The organism is Thalassospira sp. MBR-102 (assembly GCF_040549275.1).
GTDB classification, from domain to species: domain Bacteria; phylum Pseudomonadota; class Alphaproteobacteria; order Rhodospirillales; family Thalassospiraceae; genus Thalassospira; species Thalassospira xiamenensis.
Genome location: NZ_JBEPTC010000016.1, coordinates 64,498 through 86,059, shown reverse-complemented (window position 1 = coordinate 86,059; position 21,562 = coordinate 64,498). Strand labels below are relative to the sequence as shown.

The window sequence follows — 21,562 nt, the reverse complement described above, 5'->3', positions numbered from 1 at the left end:
CACATACTGATATGATTTAATTCCTGTTCCATATTTCATCCCTAACGTGCATCAGGACGATATCATGACGGATATGCGGGCATTATTACGGTTTCCCGGTGAAAGGCGGCTTGCCGTGGCCGACTGCCCCGTTCCCGCCCTATTGCCCGGTACTATTCTGGTCCGCACAGAGATATCTGTCATCAGTAATGGTACGGAAAGACAGCAAGCTAGCGAAACCAAAGCGTCCCTTATTAGAAAGGCATGGCAGCGACCGGATCTGGTAGCGTTGACAATTGAAAAGTTTCGTCGCGACGGCGCGCAGGCAACCCTCAATGCCGTTAAAGGACGCCTTGGCAGACCAATGGCGACCGGATACGCCAATTGCGGAACTGTCGAGGCAATGGCCTCGGATGTCACCGACTTTGATATTGGTCAGCGCGTTGCCTGTGCGGGTATGGAGCATGCCAATCATGCAGAATATAACATTGTCCCACGCAATCTGGCTTGCCCCGTCCCCAACACTGTATCAGACGAGATGGCAGCCTTTGCCACCCTTTATGCCATCGGAGTTCATGCCGCCCACCAAGGAGAACTTGAGATCGGGCAGAAGGTAGCCGTGATTGGATGCGGCCTAATCGGTCAAATAGTCACTCAAATCACAATCGCAGCCGGTGCGATTGTGACCGTGATTGAACCGTTTTCAGAGCGCAGAAAAAAAGCAGAAGAAAGCGGGGTAAAGTATGCTTATGCAGATATCAGCGCCGCCCCTGTTGACCAATTCGATGCTGTGCTTGTTTGCAGTAATAATAACAAAGCAGCACGCACCGTAATTGAATCGGCCGCAAAGCTTTGCCGTGATCGTGGCATCATTGTCTGCGTTGGAGACGTTGCTGTGAACGCACCGCGCAATATCCTGTATCGCAAGGAAATTACCATCCGGCAGGTGCGGTCCTATGGCCCGGGCCGTTATGACGCGAACTACGAGCAACTGGGACAGGACTACCCGATCGGCCATGCCCGATGGACGGTAAAACGGAACATGGCGGCAGCACTATCCCTGATGGAAAGTGGAAAGCTCGACCCGGCCTCGCTTATCTCCCATCGGATTAACCTGCATGAAGCTTCTGATTTTCTATCAGGAGGTGATGACCCGACCATAATGGCGACGGTCATTAAATATCATCGAACCGATAGCAAACCGCAACCACCAGCCCCAGTCAAAAAAATCAGCAAGCCTAATGTCATGCCGGTCCGGATCGGATTGATAGGCGCGGGAAATTACATGAACAGCGTTTTGCTCCCTCGATTAAAGCTGCGCAAAAAGGTCGCATTGAATGCGGTCGTCTCGGGCAAAGGTCTTTCGGCACTGGCCATCTGCCGGCATATGCCGGATATAACTACCGCGTCCGATCCGGATGAAATTCTGTCAAATCACGATATCAATACGGTGTTTATTGCCACCCGGCACGATAGCCATGCTGACCTCGCCAGTAAGGCCTTGGGCGCAGGGAAACATGTCTGGCTGGAGAAGCCGCTTTGCATCCATCCGAAACAGATCGGCGCACTCAAACAGGCCGCAGGATTGAGCCAAACACAGGTATTCATGGTTGGACATAATCGTCGCTTTGCGCCGATGACAGCCTGCCTGAAACAGCATCTAGTCAAAGGCAAAAAGCAATTCCGCTATCAGGTACGTCCCAATCCACTCCCTTCCGATCACTGGCTGTACCGTCCTGATCAAGGTGGCAGAACAATCGGAGAAATCAGTCATTTCATTGATCTGATTGGCTATCTGACAGGAGCTGAAATGATCAGCCTTTCATGTGACTGGATTGATCGCAAGGCCGGTGACAGCGTTTGGTACATGCACTTTGCCGACGGATCACGAGGCGAAGTTTCTTACATGCATGCCGCCCGACGCAATATGCCAAAGGAAACTCTTGAGGTCCTTGCACCGGGATTTTCCGCCACGATCCAAGATTGGCGGAAGCTTGTGATCAATGGCAACACTGTCATGCGAAAAGGCATTTTTAAAAGCCCTGACAAAGGGCATGACAACGCCATTGACTGCTTCATTGATGCCGTAAGCTCAGGCATCCACGACCATCGAATGCAAGGGATCGCAGCAGAAATAAGCTTGATGGACCAAATCCTGTCCGCGGCCGAAGGCAGCCGTCATGATGCCCCGGCATAAAGCACAATAAGCGGCAAAGTGATCACACTGATCAGCGTCGTGATCAGAATGGTCGTGGAAGACCGATCAATACAAACATTATAGCTACCAGCAATGATTGCCACATTCGCCCCCGCAGGAAGAGCTGCAATCAGAACCACGATGGTCAACCACAGCGGTTGCAAGTCAAAAATAAAATGAGCGATCAGGAACACAAGAACCGGCTGCACAAACATTTTCGCAACAGTGCACAGCGTGCTTGCGGACATATTGCCACGAACGGACTGCCCATAAAGCCCAGCCCCGACCAGAAGCAACGCGATTGTGGGCCCTGCCGTCCGAAACCGTTCGAGTGTTCCATCAATCATTTCGGGCAATCGAAGATCAATCAGGGACGCCAGTACACCAAGGATAATCGCAATGATAATCGGATTGCGCAAAACCCGAATGACACTGCGAACGACATTGGGCAACCAATGCCCGCCGCCGGAACGCGAACCTTCCACGATCATCACCGTAAGCCCCAACAAGGTCAGCGGATGGATCGACAGGATAATCAGAAGCGGTACCAGACCTTCTTCACCGTATACAGCCTGAACCAGGGGGATACCGAGTAGCACAATATTGGAGAAAACCCCGCCCATGGCGGTTACAGCCGCCTCGTCCGTTCTCGCCTTAAGCCACGCCCGTGCAACCATAAACACCAGTAAAAAGTTCAGAAGTGCGCCTGCATAGTAGCTACCCCACAAACGCAAATCGAAATGCGCACTGATGTCGGATTGCGAGAGGGTTTGAAACAGCATAGCCGGAATAAAGGCATTCATCGCAAGGCGGGCAAGGAACGGAATGCCTTCGCGGCTGATGACGCGGAAACGGGTTAAAAGATAACCACACAGGATCGTCAAAAAAACAGGTCCAACTTTTCCAACGATCAGATCAAGCATCTTCCCCCCTGGCCGCCCGGTGACGGCCCCCAAACGGTCGCACCCTGTATCCAATAGCAGCAGTTCTATGAAAATACGGACGAATATCCGCAAAAAGAAAGGACGGTACCACGTGGTACCGTCCCGATCTTACAAAGCAATTTATGCGATGACCAGTCTGTAAAGCCATCGGACAACAGCGAAACTATTCAGCCCTGCTCTGTCATGGTTCGCTTGACCGCACTCTTCCAGCCGCCCAAAAGATGTTTCCGGCGACCAGCTTCAAGTTCTGGTTTGAATTCAGCATCCATATGCCAGTTTTCGGCGATATGATGGAGGTCGCGGTAAACCCCCGCCTGCAACCCCGCAAGATAGGCGGCACCAAGTGCAGTTGTTTCCGTCACAACCGGGCGCTGAACCGGAATATCAAGAATATCTGAGAGGTTCTGACACAACCAGTCATTGGCAACCATACCACCGTCAACCCGAACGGCCTTGGGCGAAACACCGTCTGCCGCCATCGCTTCGAACAGATCAAAGGTCTGATAACAAACGCTTTCAAGTGCGGCACGAACGAATTCACGTGGCCCCGTGTCACGGGTCAATCCGAAAATGGCACCGCGCGCATCCGGATCCCAATAAGGCGCACCAAGTCCGGTAAAGGCCGGAACAAGATAAACGCCGTGATTATCGTCAAGCGATTTGGCCAAACCTTCACTTTCGGCGGCCGATTTGATGATGCCAAGACCATCACGCAGCCACTGCACCGCCGCTCCGGCAACAAAAATCGCCCCTTCGATGGCATAGCTGGTTTTGCCATTCAAACGATAACCGACCGTGGTCAGCAAACGATGCTGCGATGTCACAGCATCATCCCCGGTATTGAGAATCACAAAACAACCGGTGCCATAGGTGCTTTTGATGTCGCCTGGCTCAAAGCAGCACTGACCGAATGCGGCCGCCTGCTGGTCGCCTGCCATACCCAGGACAGGAATTTCACGCCCAAAGATATCGGCATCCACCATTCCGAAATCGGCAGCACAATCCTTGACTTCCGGCAACATGCGCTTGGGAACACGGAAGATTTCGCACAACCTGTCATCCCAGACATTGTCGCGAATATTGAAAAGATTGGTGCGTGCGGCATTGGTGGCATCCGTCGCGTGCGATTTTCCGCCGGTCAAACGCCACAGCAGGAATGAGTCGACCGTACCAAACGCTAGGTCACCCTGTTCGGCCAGCGCCCGTGCACCGGTGACATGATCGAGTATCCACGCAGCCTTGGTTGCCGAGAAATACGGATCGATCAAAAGCCCGCTTCGATTATTGACATCAGTTTCAAGGTCCGGATCACGCTTTTTCAAATCATGGCACAAAGCCGCAGTCCGACGATCCTGCCAAACGATGGCATTATAAACGGCTTTGCCCGTCTTGCGGTCCCAAACCACGGTGGTTTCACGCTGGTTGGTGATGCCTATTGCCACAACGTTGGCAATATCGATCCGCGACAAAGCTTCGCGACAAACCGCAACAACCGTTTCCCAAAGGTCTTCAGGATCATGTTCCACCCAGCCACTATTGGGAAAATGTTGGGGAAATTCCTGTTGCGCGACCGCCACGGATCGGCCAGTGGCATCGAACACGATGGCGCGTGAGCTGGTGGTACCCTGATCAATTGCCAGAATGTAACGTGTATCGGTCATTTCTGTTTCCTCCCGAGCCGACAGTTGGTCTGCCGTACCGTTCCGGTCCTTTGTGGCGGCTGATTTTTACCGCGCATCCGACTGGTTCAACTGATTTTCTGTTTCTATTTAGAAAAGAATCATACCAAAAAACAATTCGTTTTCGAAAATTTTATCACATTTATTGACAAACCACCTATCCCGTTTGGCAGCTGATCAGCCAAAATGATATAAAAGACAACACGTTATCATACGCTCATCCAGCTTGAGCATTCATCAGGAAAAACGCCGCAATGATCATCGATCTGGTCTATGGCACCCGCCCCAACCTGATCAAGGCTGCCGCCCTTTATCTGACGTGGTGGGAAAGGCGCGATGATTTACCTTTTACCCTTCGTCTGATCGATACCGGCCAACACTGGGACCCGGCCCTTTCCGAAGGTTTGCGTTTTTCGCTTGGCATACCTGCTCCTGAAATCCGACTTGGAATCGGGCAACCGGGAAATAACCGGAGCACACTCGTTCAGAATGCAGACGATGCCTATTGCCGGGTGCTAGACCAATCACTGCCGCAGGCAACGATCGTCATCGGTGATGTTAACGGCTCTTTGGGTGTCGCGCGCGCGGCAAGAAGACATTCGATTTTTCTGATCCACCTCGAAGCCGGCTTGCGAGGCGGGTTTGATGCCATTGCCGAAGAAGCCAACCGGACTGAAATTGACATCCTTTGCGACATGCATTGGGCCCCGGATGAAACTGCGGCCAACAACCTGCGCAAAGAAGGCATCGACGCAAAGGGAATCCAAAATGTCGGTAATATCATAATTGATGCGATGCTCCGCTTTGGTGGAACGAGCATACCAATTGATCCTTCTTCGCCCGGTACCGGGCCTGTATTACTGACGCTACATCGGGCTGAAAATATTGATAACCTTGTTCGACTATCATCAATCGTGAATGCGATTGTTGACCTTGCCCGGGAAACTCAAATCGTCTGGCCGCTTCACCACCGCGCGCAAGAATCCCTTGTAAAAAGCGATCTTTGGCGCCGTATTCGGGATGCCGAAAACATCAAGGTCACATCCCCCATGCTCTATCCCGATTTCCTGTCAGTTCTTTTTCACGCCCGCTATGTGATAACGGATTCTGGTGGTATGATTGATGAATGCGCCTGGCTTGGAAAAGCTGGATGTATTTTGCGACCGACAACAGAACGTCCGACTGCATTGAGTGCTTCCGCGCTGGAAATTTGTGAACCGGAAGACCTGGTCAAAAAAGCCGCCAGCCTGTTGGAGGTAAAAATGCTCCCGTCCCCTTTCCGGCCTGCCGGCTGGGATGGTAAGGCAGCCGGGCGAATGCTTGATACGCTAATTCCGTTTGTTCGGTGAAGCTCACCGATAAATCGCGGCACGGGATTTGCAACCTTAAGTCCCATGACAGGATTTTACCGGCATTATTTTCCCATGGAGGATCGGGATGACAATATATGACACCCTGATGAGCATCACCAACACGGCGTCCAGCGTCAAAAGCACCTATGCGGCGGCAAAAACCATTGCGTCGAACAGTCGCCCCCTGCCCGAAGAGAACAAGGAAAAAAATGCCGATATCGCCTATATCAAGGAACACGGCTTCACGACTTATGTGAAGGAGCTTGAAGAACGCAAGATCGAAGAGATGCGCCGCAAGATCCTTCAATCGATGGGCCTTGATGAGGAAAGTCTGGCCAAGATGGGCGCAACCGAACGTCAAGCCATCGAAAAAGCGATTGCTGATGCGATCGAGGAAAAGCTGAACGGCGCGTCACTCGCCAACAAGCAAAACAACGACGATGAAACACCGTCAGAACGACGTGATCGCATGCAGGCTGAAATTGCATTCAACCCGAATATGTTCGACGTTTTCACAGCCCTTCAATCTGAACTTTCGGATGGCTCGGTCCAGTCGATCACATCCGATAACAAGAAAAAGAACGAGAACGCAGCATAACATTGTGATTGCGTGTAAAAACCAAAGGCGCTGTCATTTCGACAGCGCCTTTTTCGTTTCGGAAGTCCGAAAATGCCTTAATCGTCAATGCCTGCCATGCAGACATATTTGACTTCAAGGTAATCCTCTACCCCGTATTTTGAACCTTCGCGGCCGATACCGGATTGCTTGTAGCCGCCAAACGGGGCAACTTCGGTTGCGATCACACCAGCATTGACACCGACCAGACCGGTTTCAAGGCCCTCGGCCAGCTTCCAAATGCGGCTAATGTCGCGTGAATAGAAGTAAGAGGCCAGACCGAACTCTGAATCATTGGCCATTTCCAGCACTTCATCATCACTGTGGAAGCGGATCAGCGGTGCCATCGGACCGAAAGTTTCCTCGCGGAAGACCAGCATATCCCGGTTGGCATCGGCAATCACGGTTGGCTCAAAGAAGCTGCCGCCTTTTGCGTGGCGCTTGCCACCGGTCAGAACCCGGCCACCTTTGGAAACGGCGTCGGCAATCTGGTTTTCAACCTTCCCGACAGCCTTTTCCGTGATCAGCGGGCCAAGGACAACACCTTCTTCGGTGCCATCGCCAACTTTCATCGCCGATGCCTTGGCGGCATATTTTTCGGCAAATTCGTCATAGACAGCATCATGAACAAAGATACGGTTTGCGCAAACACAGGTCTGGCCACTGTTGCGGTATTTCGAGGCAATCGCCCCTTCGACTGCGGCATCAATATCAGCATCTTCACAGACTATGAACGGAGCATTGCCACCGAGCTCGAGGCTGATTTTTTTGACCGTGTCGGCACATTGACGCATCAGCAAACGTCCAACTGCGGTTGAACCGGTAAAAGTCAATTTGCGAACCGTCGGGTTTTCGGTCATTTCGGCACCGATGGTTTTGGCATCACCGGTCACTATAGATAGAAGCCCCTTTGGCAAACCGGCGCGTTCGGCCAGAACTGCCATGGCCAGAGCCGAATATGGAGTTTCTATTGCCGGCTTGACGACCATCGCACAGCCCACTGCCAAAGCCGGTGCCGCCTTGCGCGTGATCATCGCGGTGGGGAAGTTCCACGGCGTGATTGCCGCACAAACGCCAACCGGCTCTTTCAGAACAACAACCCGGCGCCCCTGTGCAAAAGTCGGAATAACATCCCCATAGATGCGTTTGCCTTCCTCGGCAAACCATTGGAGGAAAGACGACGCATAGGCTATTTCACCGCGCGCCTCTGCAAGCGGCTTGCCCTGTTCGGCCGTCATCAGGCGTGCCAGGTCTTCCTGATTTTCCATCATTAGGTCGTACCATTTCATCAAAATGGTCGAGCGTTCCTTGGCAGTACGTTTCTTCCACTGCTTTTGCGCCTTTTCGGCGACTTCAATCGCGTGGGCAACGGCATCGCGGCCCAAAACAGGCACAGTGCCAAGCACTTCGCCATTCGCGGGATTGGTGACCTGTTCGGTTTTGCCGTCTGGGGCGTCGACCCATTCACCGCCAATATAGGCTTGCTGGGTGAACAAGGACGGGTCTTTTAAAGAAACCATAGGAATGCCTCCGGAGTTTTGCTTTGGGATCGAAGCATGAAAGTCATGAACATCATCTAGTTCGATCCGTGGTGGTTGCCACATCTTCGCAAGTTAAAAGACCATTTGGCAATCGCAAACACCTCGACCGCCGCGCTTTGCAACAAGATTGCGTTGCCCATCAGCCATGGCTGGCATTTTCGCATAGTCGGCTGGCAAAACCGTAAGCTTCCGCGCCCGGGGGCAAATTGCACCGGGCTGACGTTGCAATCTTATGCAATTAGGGAACAGGTGATCTGCTTTATTTTTTTCGGATTCAAACGATTCTGATCAACTTTCCAGATCAAACCGGATCATCCCGACATCGAACGGAGAGCCGAAACAAATCGTGCAGAATCGAAGACCTCAATTATAACAATACACTACAACCCCACATTCTTATTTCGTTATCGAAAATTAAAATTCTTCATAATTTTCGCTTGCAATTATTTTGGGTGGTTCGTAACGTTTTTGACATAACAGAATGACAGTTGAGAACATCTGTCACAAATCAGGGCAATCAGGGAGGAAGCGGTTGCTCACTTCAGAAACATACGACATTGCCATTATCGGCGGTGGCATCAACGGTGCAGGCATTGCGCGCGATGCGTCCGGCCGCGGCCTTAAAGTCTTTCTTTGCGAGAAGAACGACCTTGCAAGTGCGACTTCATCGGCCAGCACAAAGCTGATCCATGGCGGGTTGCGTTATCTGGAACATTACGAATTCCGTCTGGTGCGAGAGGCCCTGATCGAGCGCGAAGTGCTTTTGAACGCTGCCCCGCACATCATCTGGCCGCTTCGCTTTGTTCTCCCTCACGTTAAAGGATTACGTCCGGCCTGGATGATTCGATTGGGCCTGTTCCTGTATGATCATCTGGGGGGGCGCGAAAAACTTCCTGGCTCCGAAGGCATCCACCTTAATCATCATGTCGCCGGTGCCCCACTGGTAACTGGCATGAAAAAGGCGTTCATCTATTCCGATTGCTGGGTGCAGGATGCGCGCCTTGTTGTGCTTAATGCCATGGATGCCCGAAATCGCGGCGCAGTTATCCGTGTCGGCACCGAATGTGTATCGGCACGTCGCGAGGGCGATCTTTGGTCTGTTGCGGTTCGCGACAGTGCGGGTGAACACACGATCAAGGCCCGCTCGCTGGTCAATGCTGCCGGTCCATGGTGTGCCGAAATCCTTGAAAAACGCGTCGAAGCGAAAAAGAAGCAAGGTATCCGCATGGTGCAGGGCAGTCACATCGTGGTGCCAAAACTGTTTGACCATGATTACTGCTATATCTTCCAGAATCCCGATGGTCGCATCGTATTTGCCATCCCCTATGAACAGGATTTTACTCTGATCGGCACTACGGACCGCGATTACGAAGGCGACCCGTCCAAAGTCGCGATCAGCAGCAATGAAATCAGCTATCTGTGCGAATTGGCCAACACCTATTTCGCTCACAAGATCGCACCGGCCGATGTCGTCTGGTCCTATTCCGGTGTTCGCCCGCTTTATGGCGATGGCTCCGAAGACGCATCCCAGGTCACGCGCGACTACGTTCTTGAAATCGATAATGGTGACAAGGGTGCGCCACTTCTGAACATTTACGGCGGCAAAATCACCACCTATCGCAAACTGGCCGAATCAGCGATGAGCAAACTTTCGCCCTATCTCGGGTTTGCGGATGATCGCTGGACCGATAGCGTGCCCCTTCCAGGGGGCGACATGCCTAATGGCGATTTCGAAAGCTATCTTGCTGCAACGCAAAAGAAATTTCCGTGGATTCCGGCGGCTCAACTCTACCGCTATGTGCGAAACTACGGCACACTGACCCACACCATCATTGGCGATGCATCCGACCTTTCGGGGCTGGGCACGCATCTTGGCAATGATATTTACGAATGCGAACTGCGCTATCTGGCTGCTCAGGAATGGGCGCGTACTGCCGATGACGTTCTGTGGCGCCGATCCAAACTCGGCCTGCATCTGTCAAAGGACACCCAGACCGCCATTGCGCAATGGTTTGCGACTGAAACCAAATCGAATAACGCCGTGAAAACGGGCGAAGGAACAAATGCGAAATGACCCTTACGCTTGAAAACATAACCAAGACCGTGGAAGGGGAAACCCACGTCGACGATGTGTCGATTTCGCTGGAGCCGGGATCATTTAACGTCCTGCTCGGGCGGACACTGGCTGGCAAAACGACGCTTATGCGCATTATGGCCGGTCTTGAACCACCAACCGGCGGACGTATTCTTGTCAATGGCAAGGATGTTACCGGCATGCCGGTTCAGAAACGCAACGTCGCCATGGTCTATCAGCAGTTCATCAACTACCCGTCGATGAGCGTCTATGACAATATCGCATCACCGCTTAAATTGCAGGGCGTTGATGCTGCTGAAATTGAACGCCGTGTGAAATCCACCGCCGAACTGATGCATATCGAACATCTGCTAGATCGACTGCCACAGGAACTGTCGGGTGGTCAGCAGCAGCGCACCGCCATGGCGCGCGCCATGGTCAAGGATTGCACTCTGCTTCTGCTTGATGAACCACTGGTCAACCTTGACTATAAACTGCGCGAAGAACTGCGCGAAGAAATCCCGAACCTTCTGGCGAAACGCGACACAATTGTCGTTTACGCCACCACCGAGCCGATGGAGGCCCTTTTGCTGGGCGGCAAATGCGCGGTGATGCATGAAGGTCGCGTAACCCAGTTCGGCCCGACGACGCAGGTCTATCACAACCCAGCATTTGTCGAGACGGGTCTGATCTTTTCCGATCCGCCGATCAATCTGGTCAAGGCCGAAGTCCGTGATGGTGCACTTTATCTGGCAAGCGGCCATCAGGTCCCGCTGACCGGCCATCTTTCGGTACTCGCGAATGGCCAATACACCATCGGGGTTCGTGCCAATCATTTGTCGGTCGATCAGACCAGTGCGGAATGCGTTGCGATGCAGGGCCAGGTTGAACTTGCTGAAATCACTGGCTCCGAGACTTTTGTCCATGTCCATTTCAATGATGTTTCCTGGGTGATCCAGGAAGAAGGTGTGCACAACCCGCGGCTTGGCGAGGCAGCCACCTTCTATGTCGATCCCAAACGTCTGTTTGCCTATGACGCCAATGATCGCCTTGTGGCGGCACCGCCCGTTGAAATTCAAAACGGCAAGGCCGCCTGAGGTTGGAGAATTAAAATGGCACGTATCGATCTTAAAAGCCTTGCGCACTCTTATTTTCCAGACCCGAAAGGGGACGAGGACTACGCCCTTCGCCGCATGGAACATGTTTGGGAAGATGGCGGGGCCTATGCCCTTCTTGGCCCGTCGGGCTGTGGCAAGACCACTTTGCTTAACATCATTTCCGGTCTTCTGACCCCGTCCGAGGGACAGGTCCTTTTTGATGGCAAGGACGTCACCAGACTGGCCCCGGAGGAACGCAATATTGCGCAGGTTTTCCAGTTCCCGGTCATTTACGACACCATGACCGTTTACGAAAACCTTGCCTTCCCACTGCGCAATCGTGGCGTGGATTCAAAACGGGTTGACGAACGTGTTCGCGAAATTGCCGGAATGCTCGACCTGACCGGCAAGCTAAAGCAAAAAGCACGCGGTCTGGGTGCGGACGAAAAACAGACGATTTCGCTTGGCCGCGGACTGGTTCGCGACGATGTTTCGGCGATCCTGTTTGACGAACCGCTAACCGTGATTGACCCGCATCTGAAATGGGTCCTGCGTCGCAAGCTTAAGGAAATTCACAACAAACTGCGCCCCACCATGGTCTATGTGACCCATGACCAGGTCGAAGCCCTGACTTTCGCCGACAAAGTCGTTGTCATGTATGGCGGCAAGGTCGTGCAGCTTGGAACCCCGCAGGAACTGTTTGAAAATCCGGCCCACACCTTTGTCGGTTACTTCATTGGAAGTCCCGGCATGAACATCATGCCCTGCAATATCGATGCAGGTGCGGCATGGATTGATGGCAAACGCATCGCGCTTTCGGATCGCCACATCGAAGCCGTTGCCAAGGCATCAGGACCGATTGAACTTGGCATCCGTCCCGAATTCCTGCGCATCGAAACCGGAAACGGTTCCGAAGGCGACAACGGGATCGAGGTCAATATCGTCAAGGTCGAAGACCTTGGCCAATACAAGATCGCAACCACCCGTTTCGGATCATCCGAAATGAAGGTCAAGGTTAGCGAAGATCAGCAGATTACCGGCCAAAGTGGCATCCTCCGGTTTGCACCGGAATGGACCAAGCTTTACGCCGACAGTCAGCTAGTCGCGTGAGGGGGATGGGGAAATGAACAAGATTACCAACAATAAGGCATGGTTCCTCGTCCTGCCGGTCTTCTTTATCGTCGCCATCAGCGCGATCATTCCTTTGATGACGGTCGTGAACTATTCGGTTCAGGATATTTTTGATCCGCAAACCCGTTTCTTTGTCGGTGCCGACTGGTTCCGTCAGGTCCTTGAAGACAGCCGTCTGCATGATGCCCTGATCCGCCAGATCATTTATACCGGCAGCGTGCTGTTCATCGAAATTCCGCTGGGTATTGGCATTGCGTTAACCCTGCCACGCAAAGGCTGGGGTGTTTCGGCCTGCATGGTTCTTCTGGCTTTGCCATTGCTTATTCCATGGAACGTGGTTGGCACCATCTGGCAGATTTTTGGCCGTGCCGATATCGGTCTTGGTGGTTATGCGCTTAACATGATTGGCATGGACTACAACTACAGCCAGAACCCGATGGATGCGTGGGTGACCGTCCTTGTGATGGATATCTGGCACTGGACCAGCCTGATTGTTCTGCTGTGCTATGCCGGTCTTCGGTCGATCCCGGATGCCTATTATCAGGCCGCCAAGATTGACGGTGCTTCGAACTGGGCCGTGTTCCGGTTTATCCAGCTTCCGAAAATGCAGTCGGTCCTCGTGATCGGTGTCCTGCTGCGCTTCATGGACAGTTTCATGATCTATACCGAACCCTTCGTGCTTACGGGCGGCGGGCCCGGCACGGCCACCACATTCCTCAGCCAGTTTCTGGTCACGATTGCAGTGGGTCAGTTCGACCTTGGTCCGGCTGCGGCATTCTCGCTGATCTACTTCCTGATCATTCTGCTGGTTTGCTGGGTTTTCTATACCGTCGTAATGAACGCCGGAAAGCGGGAGGAACAATAAAATGCGGTTCCAGAAACGTCATATCGCACTTCTTCTTTATATCGTGTTCCTGTTGCTGCCGATTTATTGGCTGTTCAACATGTCGATCAAGACCAATTCGGAAATCCTTGGCGCAATGACCCTGTTCCCGGATAATCCGACACTAGCAAACTATGCAACCATCCTGACCGATCCGGCATGGTATTCGGGCTATATCAACTCGATGATCTATGTCGGGATCAACGTCGTGATCTCGCTTCTGGTTGCTCTGCCCGCGGCATATGCTTTTTCCCGCTATAACTTTACCGGTGACAAGCATCTGTTCTTCTGGCTCCTGACCAACCGCATGGCACCGCCTGCCGTGTTCCTGCTGCCGTTTTTCCAGCTTTACTCAAGTGTTGGCCTGTTTGACACCCATATCGCTGTGGCGCTTGCGCACTGCCTGTTCAACGTGCCGCTGGCCGTCTGGATCCTTGAAGGTTTCATGTCGGGCATTCCAAAGGAAATCGACGAAACCGCCTATATCGACGGTTATTCCTTCCCGCGCTTCTTCACCACGATCTTCATTCCGCTGATCCGTTCGGGTATCGGTGTGACGGCCTTCTTCTGCTTCATGTTCAGCTGGGTTGAACTGTTGCTGGCCCGCACCCTGACGTCGGTCGATGCCAAACCGATCGTGGCTACCATGACCCGTACCGTTTCGGCATCGGGGCTTGATTGGGGGGTTCTGGCGGCTGCGGGTGTATTGACAATCGTGCCGGGCGCTTTGGTGATCTGGTTCGTTCGCAACTACATCGCCAAGGGCTTCGCGATGGGCCGCGTGTAATCGGAAAACAGGAAGGAATAAAACAATGACTTGGATGGCCTGGACCCCGATTACCGCCGTGTTCTTTTCCTGCATCATTTTGATGCTGATCGGAATGGGAATATGGCAGGCGGTTTCACCAACCGTTCCGCGCCGTGGCTTCCTGCCACTGGAAACAACCCGCGGGGATCGCCTTTTCATCAGTTTGCTTGGTGCAGCCTATATCCATCTCGGCTTTATGGCATTTAGCGATGCCGCCATCTGGATCGCATCAATCGTTGCCCTTTTCTGGCTCATCATCGTGATGCGATGGGGCTGAACAATCCGGAACGGTACTGTTTCCTGCAACGGTGCCGTTCCCGTCGTCATTCATCGCGGCGGGTACTGTCTTCCCCCGTCACGGGTGAACCGGATTTTTCCGGAAGTGCAATGGAAGACAACCAGGGAGGAACGACATGATCGTCAAAGCCAAAGGCTCCTCTGCCATTCTTAAAGGCAGTGCAGTTGCGGTCGCACTCGGTCTTGCGGTATTTGCCAATCCGGCAGCAGCAGACCAGTACACCGACGCGGCAAAAAAATGGATCGATAGCGAATTCCAGCCGTCGAGCCTTGATAAAGATGCCCAGATGGCCGAACTTGAATGGTTCATCAAAGCAGCCGAGCCGTTCCGCGGCATGGAAATCAACGTGGTATCCGAAACCATCACCACGCACGAATATGAATCAAAGGTTCTGGCCAAAGCCTTCTCGGAAATCACCGGGATCAAGCTGACCCATGACCTGATCGGTGAAGGTGACGTGATCGAAAAACTGCAGACCCAAATGCAGTCCGGTCGTAACATTTATGACGCCTACATCAATGACTCCGACCTGATCGGTACGCATTCGCGTTACGATGCGGTCGTTCCGCTGACCGACTTCATGGCAGGCGAAGGCAAGGACGTTACCTCGCCGACGCTCGACCTTGAAGACTTCATCGGCCTGTCCTTCACCACCGGTCCGGATGGCAAACTTTACCAGCTTCCCGACCAGCAGTTCGCGAACCTTTACTGGTTCCGCTATGACTGGTTCCAGCGCGAAGACCTGCAAAAGCAGTTCAAGGACAAATACGGCTATGACCTGGGTGTTCCGGTCAACTGGTCGGCATACGAAGACATCGCCGAATTCTTCACCAATGACGTGAAAGAAATCGACGGTAAAAAAGTCTATGGTCACATGGACTACGGCAAAAAAGACCCGTCTCTGGGTTGGCGCTTCACCGACGCATGGCTTTCGATGGCTGGCGCTGGCGACAAGGGCATCCCGAATGGTCTTCCTGTTGATGAATGGGGCATCCGCGTTGAAGGCTGCGCACCTGCAGGCTCCAGCGTCACCCGTGGTGGTGCGGCAAACGGCCCGGCGGCTGTTTACGCTCTGACCAAGTACATCGACTGGCTCAAAGCCTATGCTCCTGCAGAAGCCGCTGGCATGACCTTTGGCGAAGCCGGTCCGGTTCCGGCACAGGGTCAGATCGCCCAGCAGATATTCTGGTACACCGCCTTCACCGCCGATATGGCGAAAAAAGGCACCCCGGTCGTGAACGAAGATGGCACGCCGAAATGGCGTATGGCACCTTCGCCGCACGGCCCGTACTGGGAAGAAGGCATGAAGCTTGGCTATCAGGATGTGGGTTCCTGGACCTTGATGAAGTCCACCCCGCCTGAGCGTCGTAAAGCTGCATGGCTTTATGCGCAGTTCGTCACGGCGAAAACCACCTCGCTCAAAAAGACCCTTACCGGTCTGACTCCGATCCGTCAGTCTGACCTTGATACCCAGGCGATGACCGACATCGCACCGAACTGGGGTGGTCTGGTTGAATTCTATCGTTCCCCGGCTCGCGTCCAGTGGTCGCCGACCGGCACCAACGTTCCGGATTACCCGAAACTGGCTCAGCTCTGGTGGCAGAACGTTGCCGAAGCTGTAACCGGCGAACGCACCCCGCAGGAAGCCATGGATAACCTTGCAACCGCGATGGACCGTGTTTTGGAACGTCTGGAACGTGCAGGTATCGGTGGCGAATGCGCACCGAAACTGAACGAGGAACAGGATGCCCAGTACTGGTTCGACCAGCCCGGTGCTCCGAAACCGAAACTTGATAACGAAAAACCGCAGGGTGAGACCGTCAAATACGACGATCTGATCGCGGAATGGAGTGCGGCCCAGAAATAATCCAGGCCTCACAACTGGGGGTGCCGGGGGTGATTTATCATCCCCGGCCGTCCCAACAATTTCTCTAACAACTTATTTGTTCGTACCGATTTCAAAACACGATCCGGCTTTTATGGATCGATAAAAACCGAAGACATCCGGCAAACCGGATGCAAGGTCCCATACAGGGAATGTCTGGCTCATGGCGGGCACGACAGGGAGGAAACAGTGAATACCGCGATTAAAAAACGTCGCGCTGGCCTTGGCATTCAAGGTCGGCTCATGGCTTCTTTTGCCCTGATTCTGGTGCTGGCCGGTATTTCATCGGTGGTTTCCTGGATCTCGTTTGGCAACAGTCGGGCGCTTGTCGCCGACATAACTAATGATAGCCTACCCTCGATCATCCGGCAGATGGAACTTGCCATGGATGGTGTCGGACTGGCGGCTCAGGCACCGGCACTGGCAACATCGCGCAATGCCGATGAACTGGCTGAAACCGAGGCACGCCTTGATGCCCTGATAGGCGATGCCCGCACCCGGCTTGGCGAAATTGCAGCGACCAATCCGGAACCTTTGATGTTGCCGGTTGCCCCGACCAATTCCGAAACGAACGCAAATGCGGGTGACGCAGAAACACCGGATCAGGTACCGAACCAGACCGTGGAACCGGAACAAACCGTTGCTGTCGACGCAATTGAAACCCTGACCGCACAGCTTGACGATATTGTTGCACGCCGCAATACGCTGCATGAATTGACCATGCAGCGGCTTGAACTTGAAAAGCAGCGCGGTGATCTGACCCTTGATATGGTCTTTGCCTATAGCGATCTTTCGGAATTCATCAATCCGCTGGTCGAGGTTGTTGATATCGATGTCTCGCGCGGCATATCGCGTGTTGTAGATGGCAATAGCGATACGGTGGCTGAGCTGGAAGAAGCCATCAGATTTTCACAGCTGATTTCCGAAATCCGCGCCAACATGAACCTTGCATTTGGCATGTTGACCGCCGCCATCGCCGTGCCAGAAGGCGATGCCATGGACGAGGTCCGCAATCAATGGAGTTGGGCAGAGCTTCGCATTTCAGACGCGCTGGAAAAATTGCCCGATAACAATGATGGCACGCAGATAAAAAAACTGGCCGAGGCATTGCTGGTTTATGGCGCAGGTAAAGACAGCGTTTTTGATCTTCGCGAAACCGAATGGGACAATCAGTACAAGACAGAACAGACCCTTGATGCGACCCTGACCAGCGCCGAAGCATTGAGTACATCCATCACGCAACTCGTTGACGCCAAACGTCTTGAGGTCGATAACAGTGCTGCCAATGCCCTCTCGCAGGTGGTTCGCGATCAACAAGTGATTGCCCTGATCGGTATTGCGGTTGTGGTGATCTCGCTTCTCATCCTGATTTTCTATGTCCGTGGTAACCTTATCAAACGCCTGCTGCGTGTGATTGACGGTATGCGCCGCGTCGCAAATGGCGATCTTTCGACAGAAGTTCGCGATACTGGCTGCGATGAAATCGGTCGCATGGCCGAAATTCTAGGACAGTTCCGCGAAACCAGCCTTGCCGCCCAGCGGGCCGAGGAAAATGTCGCCCGCGAACGCGAGACTGCCGAAACCGAACGCCGCCGCGCCATGCTGGAACTGGCCGACGCGTTCGAAGCATCGGTAATGCAGGTTGCAAAGGATGTCTCACGCGAGGCCGAGAACATCCAGATAACCTCCAATCAGGTGCGCGAACAGGCCGAAGTCGCATCCAGTAACGCCACAGGAGTTGCCGGTGCGTCCGAGGAAATATCGATCAATATGGCATCTGTTTCCGATGCGGCAAAGTCACTGTCTGAGCGAGTCCGTGATACAGGCCTTCGCGCCCAGCAATCGGTGGATGCCGCCACCAACGCGGTAGATGCCGCCCGCCACACCAGCGAAACCATGCACGAGCTTGAAACCGGTGCGCAGGAAATCGGCGAAATCCTTAACCTTATTCAGGATATCGCCGCCCAGACCAACCTTCTGGCTCTGAATGCAACGATCGAAGCCGCCCGTGCAGGCGACGCAGGCAAAGGCTTTGCAGTTGTCGCGCAAGAGGTCAAAAACCTCGCCAATCAGACCGGCACGGCAACCGACCGGATTGCCCAGCGCATCACCGGGATCCAGACAACAACCGGTATCGCGGTACAGGCCATCACCACCATCCGCGACAGCATCACCGGCATTCACGAAACGGTCGGCGAAATGTCGGCAGCAGTTGACGAACAACAGGAATTCGTCGCCGAAATCGCCAGCAACGTCGAACAATCCGCCACCGCGGCCAGTGAAATGAACGCAACAATTGCACAGGTCAGCACAGCAGCAGATGACAATCTAAAGGCCGTCGATGGCCTGCGACAGGCAACAGATCGTCTGCGCCATCAATCCGACGATCTCGGAAAGCGCGTGCGCGATTTCCTTGACTCCATCCGGTCCGAGCAAGCAACGACAACCCGCCAGCAAAACAACAAAACCATAGATGAAGCCTCCCTCCCGTGAGCGCACTTGTCTGGGGCCCGATAAGGATGCCCTTCCCCCGAACGTCACAGTCGGGTCCCGGATTTTTCGCCCGGTTTCGTTGGCTAACAAAAAGCGATATACAGGAAGCAGCATGAAAAATTTGATCGCGCATATCCTGAAATCCTCGACCGTGACGGCAGGCATCACGCTTTGCCTGATGGCGACGGTAACCGCCGCATCCCCGCTTGATGAAGGGGTAAATTCGTATCGTCACGGCAATTTCGAAGCTTCGGCCAAAACATTTGCCCCGCTTGCCGAACAGGGCAACGCCACCGCGCAGTACCTTCTGGCCTGTCAGATGATTAACGGGGTTGGCGTCAATGCCGATGAAAAACGTGGCTGGGAGTTGATGAAAGCATCAGCCGACAATCACAATCCGGATGCCAGCATGGTCATCGCCCGAAGACTGGAAGCAACCGGTGCGAAAACCGACAATATCAGACCGCTTTATCAACAGGCTGCAGATCAGAACCAGACACAGGCGATGCTGTGGCTTGCCCTTGACGCCATGGATCAGGGCAAGCCCGATCAGGCAAAACAGCATCTGGGCACTGCATGGGAAGCTGGCGATCCGCGGGCGGCAACCTTGCTTGCCAATCGGTTTGCAGACAGTGACGCCGCCCGTTATCAATATCTGCGTCAAGCCGCCGAACGTGGTGAAATGCGTGCAGCTGCCTATCTTGCTGAAGAAGCCCGCACCCTTGGTGACCCCGTCGAAGCTGTTGGTTGGTGCGCCATCGCGACAGGCCTTCCAGGCCATGATCAGCATGCGGACTGGAAATCGATTGGCGATGCCGTAGAAAAAAACTGCAGTCAGTATGACAAGGATCTCTCCTCAGCTGACCGCGCCACAAACCGCGAAAAGGTCGATCAGTTCCTTGCAAGATTCTTTGACGGCTACAAACCCTGGAAGCCATGGCGACCCTGCGCCGTGAACTAGCCAAATGAAAAAATCCCCGATCTTGCAGATCGGGGATTTTAACTTGCGGGCCATATTAATTAATCTGGATCGTCGGCTTTGACCGCCTCCACAAGAAGCGTACTTCCTTCAATCCCGCAGACACGGACTTTCTGACCTTCAACAAGTTCCTCATCCGACTTCAGGACCCAGCTTGATCCATAGACGTTTTGACGAACGCGGCCATTGGTCGTCTTTTCTGTCAGAACAGTCGTTTTTCCGACCAGCGATGACCGCGTGCTGCTGACATCTTCCTCTTGCGCCCCCGAACATGCGGGACGAAAGAACCGCCGCCCGATTACAAATGACAGCACACTAAACACACCAAATGCGATCAGTTGTAGTTCCACCGAGACATCGGGAACCAACAGGACAACAAAACCCGCTGCTGCTGCCGCAACTGACAACCATAGGAAAATGATCCCCGGCAGCAACATTTCAAGCACCAGCATCAGGCAGGCCAGAATCCACCAATGCCAGAACTCGATGCCCAGTTCAGAAAATAAATTCATTTTGGCAATCCCGAGATCGTTTTAGCTTTTGTTTGTCTGAGAAATCGTTTTGATCAATTCGGTCACACCGCCAATCGATCCAACAACACCAGACGCATCCAGCGGCATGAAGACAAGTTTGCTGTTAGGGCTTGATGCGATCTGGCCAAGCGATTCAACATATTTCTGGGCGACAAAGTAGTTGATTGCCTGAACATCGCCTTCGCGGATGGCTTTGGAAACCGTTTCGGTTGCTTTGGCTTCTGCCTCGGCGGTGCGTTCGCGTGCCCGCGCATCAAGCTCGGCAGCGGCCATGCGTCCTTCGGCAGCCAGGATCGCCGCAGATTTTTCACCTTCGGCGCGCTTGATGTTGGCTTCTCTTTCGCCATCGGCCTCAAGAATCAGCGCGCGCTTCTCGCGCTCGGCCTTCATCTGACGGTTCATCGCTTCCGTAAGATCCTCGGGCGGCTGTACATCCTTGATTTCAACCCGGGTGATCTTAACCCCCCAATCACTGGTCGCTTCATCAAGAACAGCCAGAAGCAGCAGGCTGATTTTCTCCCGATTTGACAGCATTTCATCAAGTTCCATGGAACCAAGAACACTGCGCAAATTGGTCATGGCCAAATTCTGTACGGCATAATCAAGGCGCTCGACCTTATAGGCGGCATCTTTGGTATTGGTTACCCGGATAAAGACCACACCGTCGACCACAACGGATGCGTTATCGCGCGAAATCACTTCCTGGCTGGGGATATCAAGCACACGTTCCATAAGGCTCATGCGCTGTCCGACACGATCAAAAACCGGGATCAGGATATGCATTCCAGGATCAAGTGTCCGCAAATACCGACCAAGCCGTTCGACGGTAATTTCGTAACCCTGCGGCACGATCTTGACGCTCAAAAACGTCAGAACAACAGCCAGAAAGACAAAAGCGACAGAAAATATTGCAAAGGTCGAATGCATGATAAGCCCTAATTATTTAAGCTGGACGCCGAATAAACGGCATCAACAAGGTCCGTTTTATTCAAAACCTCGGCGAAACGATACGTTTAAAACAAAACAGATTTAATCATAGGGATAATATGCATTTGCTATGCAAGAAAATTGTG

17 protein-coding genes are annotated in these 21,562 nt (G+C 53.3%); 12 read left to right on the top strand and 5 right to left on the bottom strand.

The window, feature by feature from the left end; translation table 11 throughout:
• Positions 1–64: 64 nt before the first annotated feature.
• Positions 65–2,176: a bi-domain-containing oxidoreductase gene (locus ABIE64_RS21210; RefSeq protein WP_354378537.1), complete on the top strand. Its 2,112-nt coding sequence runs from the start codon at positions 65–67 to the stop codon at positions 2,174–2,176.
• Here ABIE64_RS21210 and ABIE64_RS21205 read toward each other — a convergent pair.
• Positions 2,158–3,099 (bottom strand): AEC family transporter, encoded by a 942-nt coding sequence (locus tag ABIE64_RS21205; protein WP_354378536.1) that lies wholly within the window; start codon positions 3,097–3,099, stop codon positions 2,158–2,160. The genes ABIE64_RS21210 and ABIE64_RS21205 overlap by 19 nt on opposite strands.
• Before the next feature lie 188 nt (positions 3,100–3,287).
• Positions 3,288–4,781 (bottom strand): glycerol kinase GlpK, encoded by a 1,494-nt coding sequence (glpK, locus tag ABIE64_RS21200; RefSeq protein ID WP_037988685.1) that lies wholly within the window; start codon positions 4,779–4,781, stop codon positions 3,288–3,290.
• 272 nt (positions 4,782–5,053) lie between these two features.
• Here glpK and ABIE64_RS21195 point away from each other — a divergent pair, with 272 nt between their 5' ends.
• Positions 5,054–6,148, top strand: a complete 1,095-nt coding sequence (locus ABIE64_RS21195; protein ID WP_354378534.1) for a UDP-N-acetyl glucosamine 2-epimerase — start codon at positions 5,054–5,056, stop codon at positions 6,146–6,148.
• A gap of 88 nt (positions 6,149–6,236) precedes the next feature.
• Positions 6,237–6,749: a hypothetical protein gene (locus ABIE64_RS21190; RefSeq protein WP_007091520.1), complete on the top strand. Its 513-nt coding sequence runs from the start codon at positions 6,237–6,239 to the stop codon at positions 6,747–6,749.
• A 77-nt stretch (positions 6,750–6,826) separates the two neighbouring features.
• On the opposite strand, the gene ABIE64_RS21185 is transcribed toward ABIE64_RS21190, so the two are convergent.
• A complete protein-coding gene (locus tag ABIE64_RS21185; protein ID WP_063094676.1) occupies positions 6,827–8,287 on the bottom strand; it encodes an NAD-dependent succinate-semialdehyde dehydrogenase in 1,461 nt (486 codons plus the stop codon).
• Positions 8,288–8,840: 553 nt separating this feature from the next.
• Here ABIE64_RS21185 and glpD point away from each other — a divergent pair.
• From glpD to ABIE64_RS21140, 9 genes are all read left to right on the top strand, one after another.
• Positions 8,841–10,382 carry a glycerol-3-phosphate dehydrogenase gene (gene glpD / locus ABIE64_RS21180; RefSeq protein ID WP_354378533.1) on the top strand — a complete coding sequence of 514 codons (1,542 nt, stop codon included), beginning with the start codon at positions 8,841–8,843 and terminating at the stop codon, positions 10,380–10,382.
• Entirely contained in the window at positions 10,379–11,479 is a 1,101-nt protein-coding gene (locus ABIE64_RS21175) for an ABC transporter ATP-binding protein (RefSeq protein ID WP_354378531.1), read from the top strand. Before glpD ends, ABIE64_RS21175 begins: the two co-directional genes overlap by 4 nt.
• Before the next feature lie 15 nt (positions 11,480–11,494).
• Positions 11,495–12,589 (top strand): ABC transporter ATP-binding protein, encoded by a 1,095-nt coding sequence (locus ABIE64_RS21170; protein WP_063094670.1) that lies wholly within the window; start codon positions 11,495–11,497, stop codon positions 12,587–12,589.
• A 13-nt stretch (positions 12,590–12,602) separates the two neighbouring features.
• A complete protein-coding gene (locus ABIE64_RS21165) occupies positions 12,603–13,475 on the top strand; it encodes a carbohydrate ABC transporter permease (RefSeq protein ID WP_007091526.1) in 873 nt (290 codons plus the stop codon).
• 1 nt (position 13,476) lies between these two features.
• Complete coding sequence (locus ABIE64_RS21160; RefSeq protein WP_007091527.1) at positions 13,477–14,280, top strand: carbohydrate ABC transporter permease; 804 nt, start codon at positions 13,477–13,479, stop codon at positions 14,278–14,280.
• 25 nt (positions 14,281–14,305) lie between these two features.
• On the top strand, positions 14,306–14,578 hold the full coding sequence (locus tag ABIE64_RS21155; RefSeq protein WP_007091528.1) for a DUF2160 domain-containing protein: 273 nt from the start codon (positions 14,306–14,308) through the stop codon (positions 14,576–14,578).
• Positions 14,579–14,714: 136 nt separating this feature from the next.
• On the top strand, positions 14,715–16,466 hold the full coding sequence (locus ABIE64_RS21150; protein ID WP_110252839.1) for an ABC transporter substrate-binding protein: 1,752 nt from the start codon (positions 14,715–14,717) through the stop codon (positions 16,464–16,466).
• Between the two features lie 261 nt (positions 16,467–16,727).
• Positions 16,728–18,977, top strand: a complete 2,250-nt coding sequence (locus ABIE64_RS21145; protein ID WP_354378530.1) for a methyl-accepting chemotaxis protein — start codon at positions 16,728–16,730, stop codon at positions 18,975–18,977.
• Positions 18,978–19,089: 112 nt separating this feature from the next.
• Complete coding sequence (locus tag ABIE64_RS21140; protein ID WP_071240569.1) at positions 19,090–19,938, top strand: tetratricopeptide repeat protein; 849 nt, start codon at positions 19,090–19,092, stop codon at positions 19,936–19,938.
• Between the two features lie 59 nt (positions 19,939–19,997).
• On the opposite strand, the gene ABIE64_RS21135 is transcribed toward ABIE64_RS21140, so the two are convergent.
• Both ABIE64_RS21135 and ABIE64_RS21130 read right to left on the bottom strand, forming a co-directional pair.
• Positions 19,998–20,468, bottom strand: a complete 471-nt coding sequence (locus ABIE64_RS21135; RefSeq protein ID WP_071240570.1) for an NfeD family protein — start codon at positions 20,466–20,468, stop codon at positions 19,998–20,000.
• A 21-nt stretch (positions 20,469–20,489) separates the two neighbouring features.
• A complete protein-coding gene (locus ABIE64_RS21130) occupies positions 20,490–21,416 on the bottom strand; it encodes an SPFH domain-containing protein (protein ID WP_071240571.1) in 927 nt (308 codons plus the stop codon).
• Positions 21,417–21,562: the final 146 nt, after the last annotated feature.

Bases quoted from the DNA above. Each gene is read 5' to 3' on its own strand.
- ABIE64_RS21210 (WP_354378537.1), top strand. From the start codon at position 65: ATGACGGATATGCGGGCATTATTACGGTTTCCCGGTGAAAGGCGGCTT.
- ABIE64_RS21205 (WP_354378536.1), bottom strand. From the start codon at position 3,099: ATGCTTGATCTGATCGTTGGAAAAGTTGGACCTGTTTTTTTGACGATC.
- glpK (WP_037988685.1), bottom strand. From the start codon at position 4,781: ATGACCGATACACGTTACATTCTGGCAATTGATCAGGGTACCACCAGC.
- ABIE64_RS21195 (WP_354378534.1), top strand. From the start codon at position 5,054: ATGATCATCGATCTGGTCTATGGCACCCGCCCCAACCTGATCAAGGCT.
- ABIE64_RS21190 (WP_007091520.1), top strand. From the start codon at position 6,237: ATGACAATATATGACACCCTGATGAGCATCACCAACACGGCGTCCAGC.
- ABIE64_RS21185 (WP_063094676.1), bottom strand. From the start codon at position 8,287: ATGGTTTCTTTAAAAGACCCGTCCTTGTTCACCCAGCAAGCCTATATT.
- ABIE64_RS21175 (WP_354378531.1), top strand. From the start codon at position 10,379: ATGACCCTTACGCTTGAAAACATAACCAAGACCGTGGAAGGGGAAACC.
- ABIE64_RS21170 (WP_063094670.1), top strand. From the start codon at position 11,495: ATGGCACGTATCGATCTTAAAAGCCTTGCGCACTCTTATTTTCCAGAC.
- ABIE64_RS21165 (WP_007091526.1), top strand. From the start codon at position 12,603: ATGAACAAGATTACCAACAATAAGGCATGGTTCCTCGTCCTGCCGGTC.
- ABIE64_RS21160 (WP_007091527.1), top strand. From the start codon at position 13,477: ATGCGGTTCCAGAAACGTCATATCGCACTTCTTCTTTATATCGTGTTC.
- ABIE64_RS21155 (WP_007091528.1), top strand. From the start codon at position 14,306: ATGACTTGGATGGCCTGGACCCCGATTACCGCCGTGTTCTTTTCCTGC.
- ABIE64_RS21150 (WP_110252839.1), top strand. From the start codon at position 14,715: ATGATCGTCAAAGCCAAAGGCTCCTCTGCCATTCTTAAAGGCAGTGCA.
- ABIE64_RS21145 (WP_354378530.1), top strand. From the start codon at position 16,728: ATGGCTTCTTTTGCCCTGATTCTGGTGCTGGCCGGTATTTCATCGGTG.
- ABIE64_RS21140 (WP_071240569.1), top strand. From the start codon at position 19,090: ATGAAAAATTTGATCGCGCATATCCTGAAATCCTCGACCGTGACGGCA.
- ABIE64_RS21135 (WP_071240570.1), bottom strand. From the start codon at position 20,468: ATGAATTTATTTTCTGAACTGGGCATCGAGTTCTGGCATTGGTGGATT.
- ABIE64_RS21130 (WP_071240571.1), bottom strand. From the start codon at position 21,416: ATGCATTCGACCTTTGCAATATTTTCTGTCGCTTTTGTCTTTCTGGCT.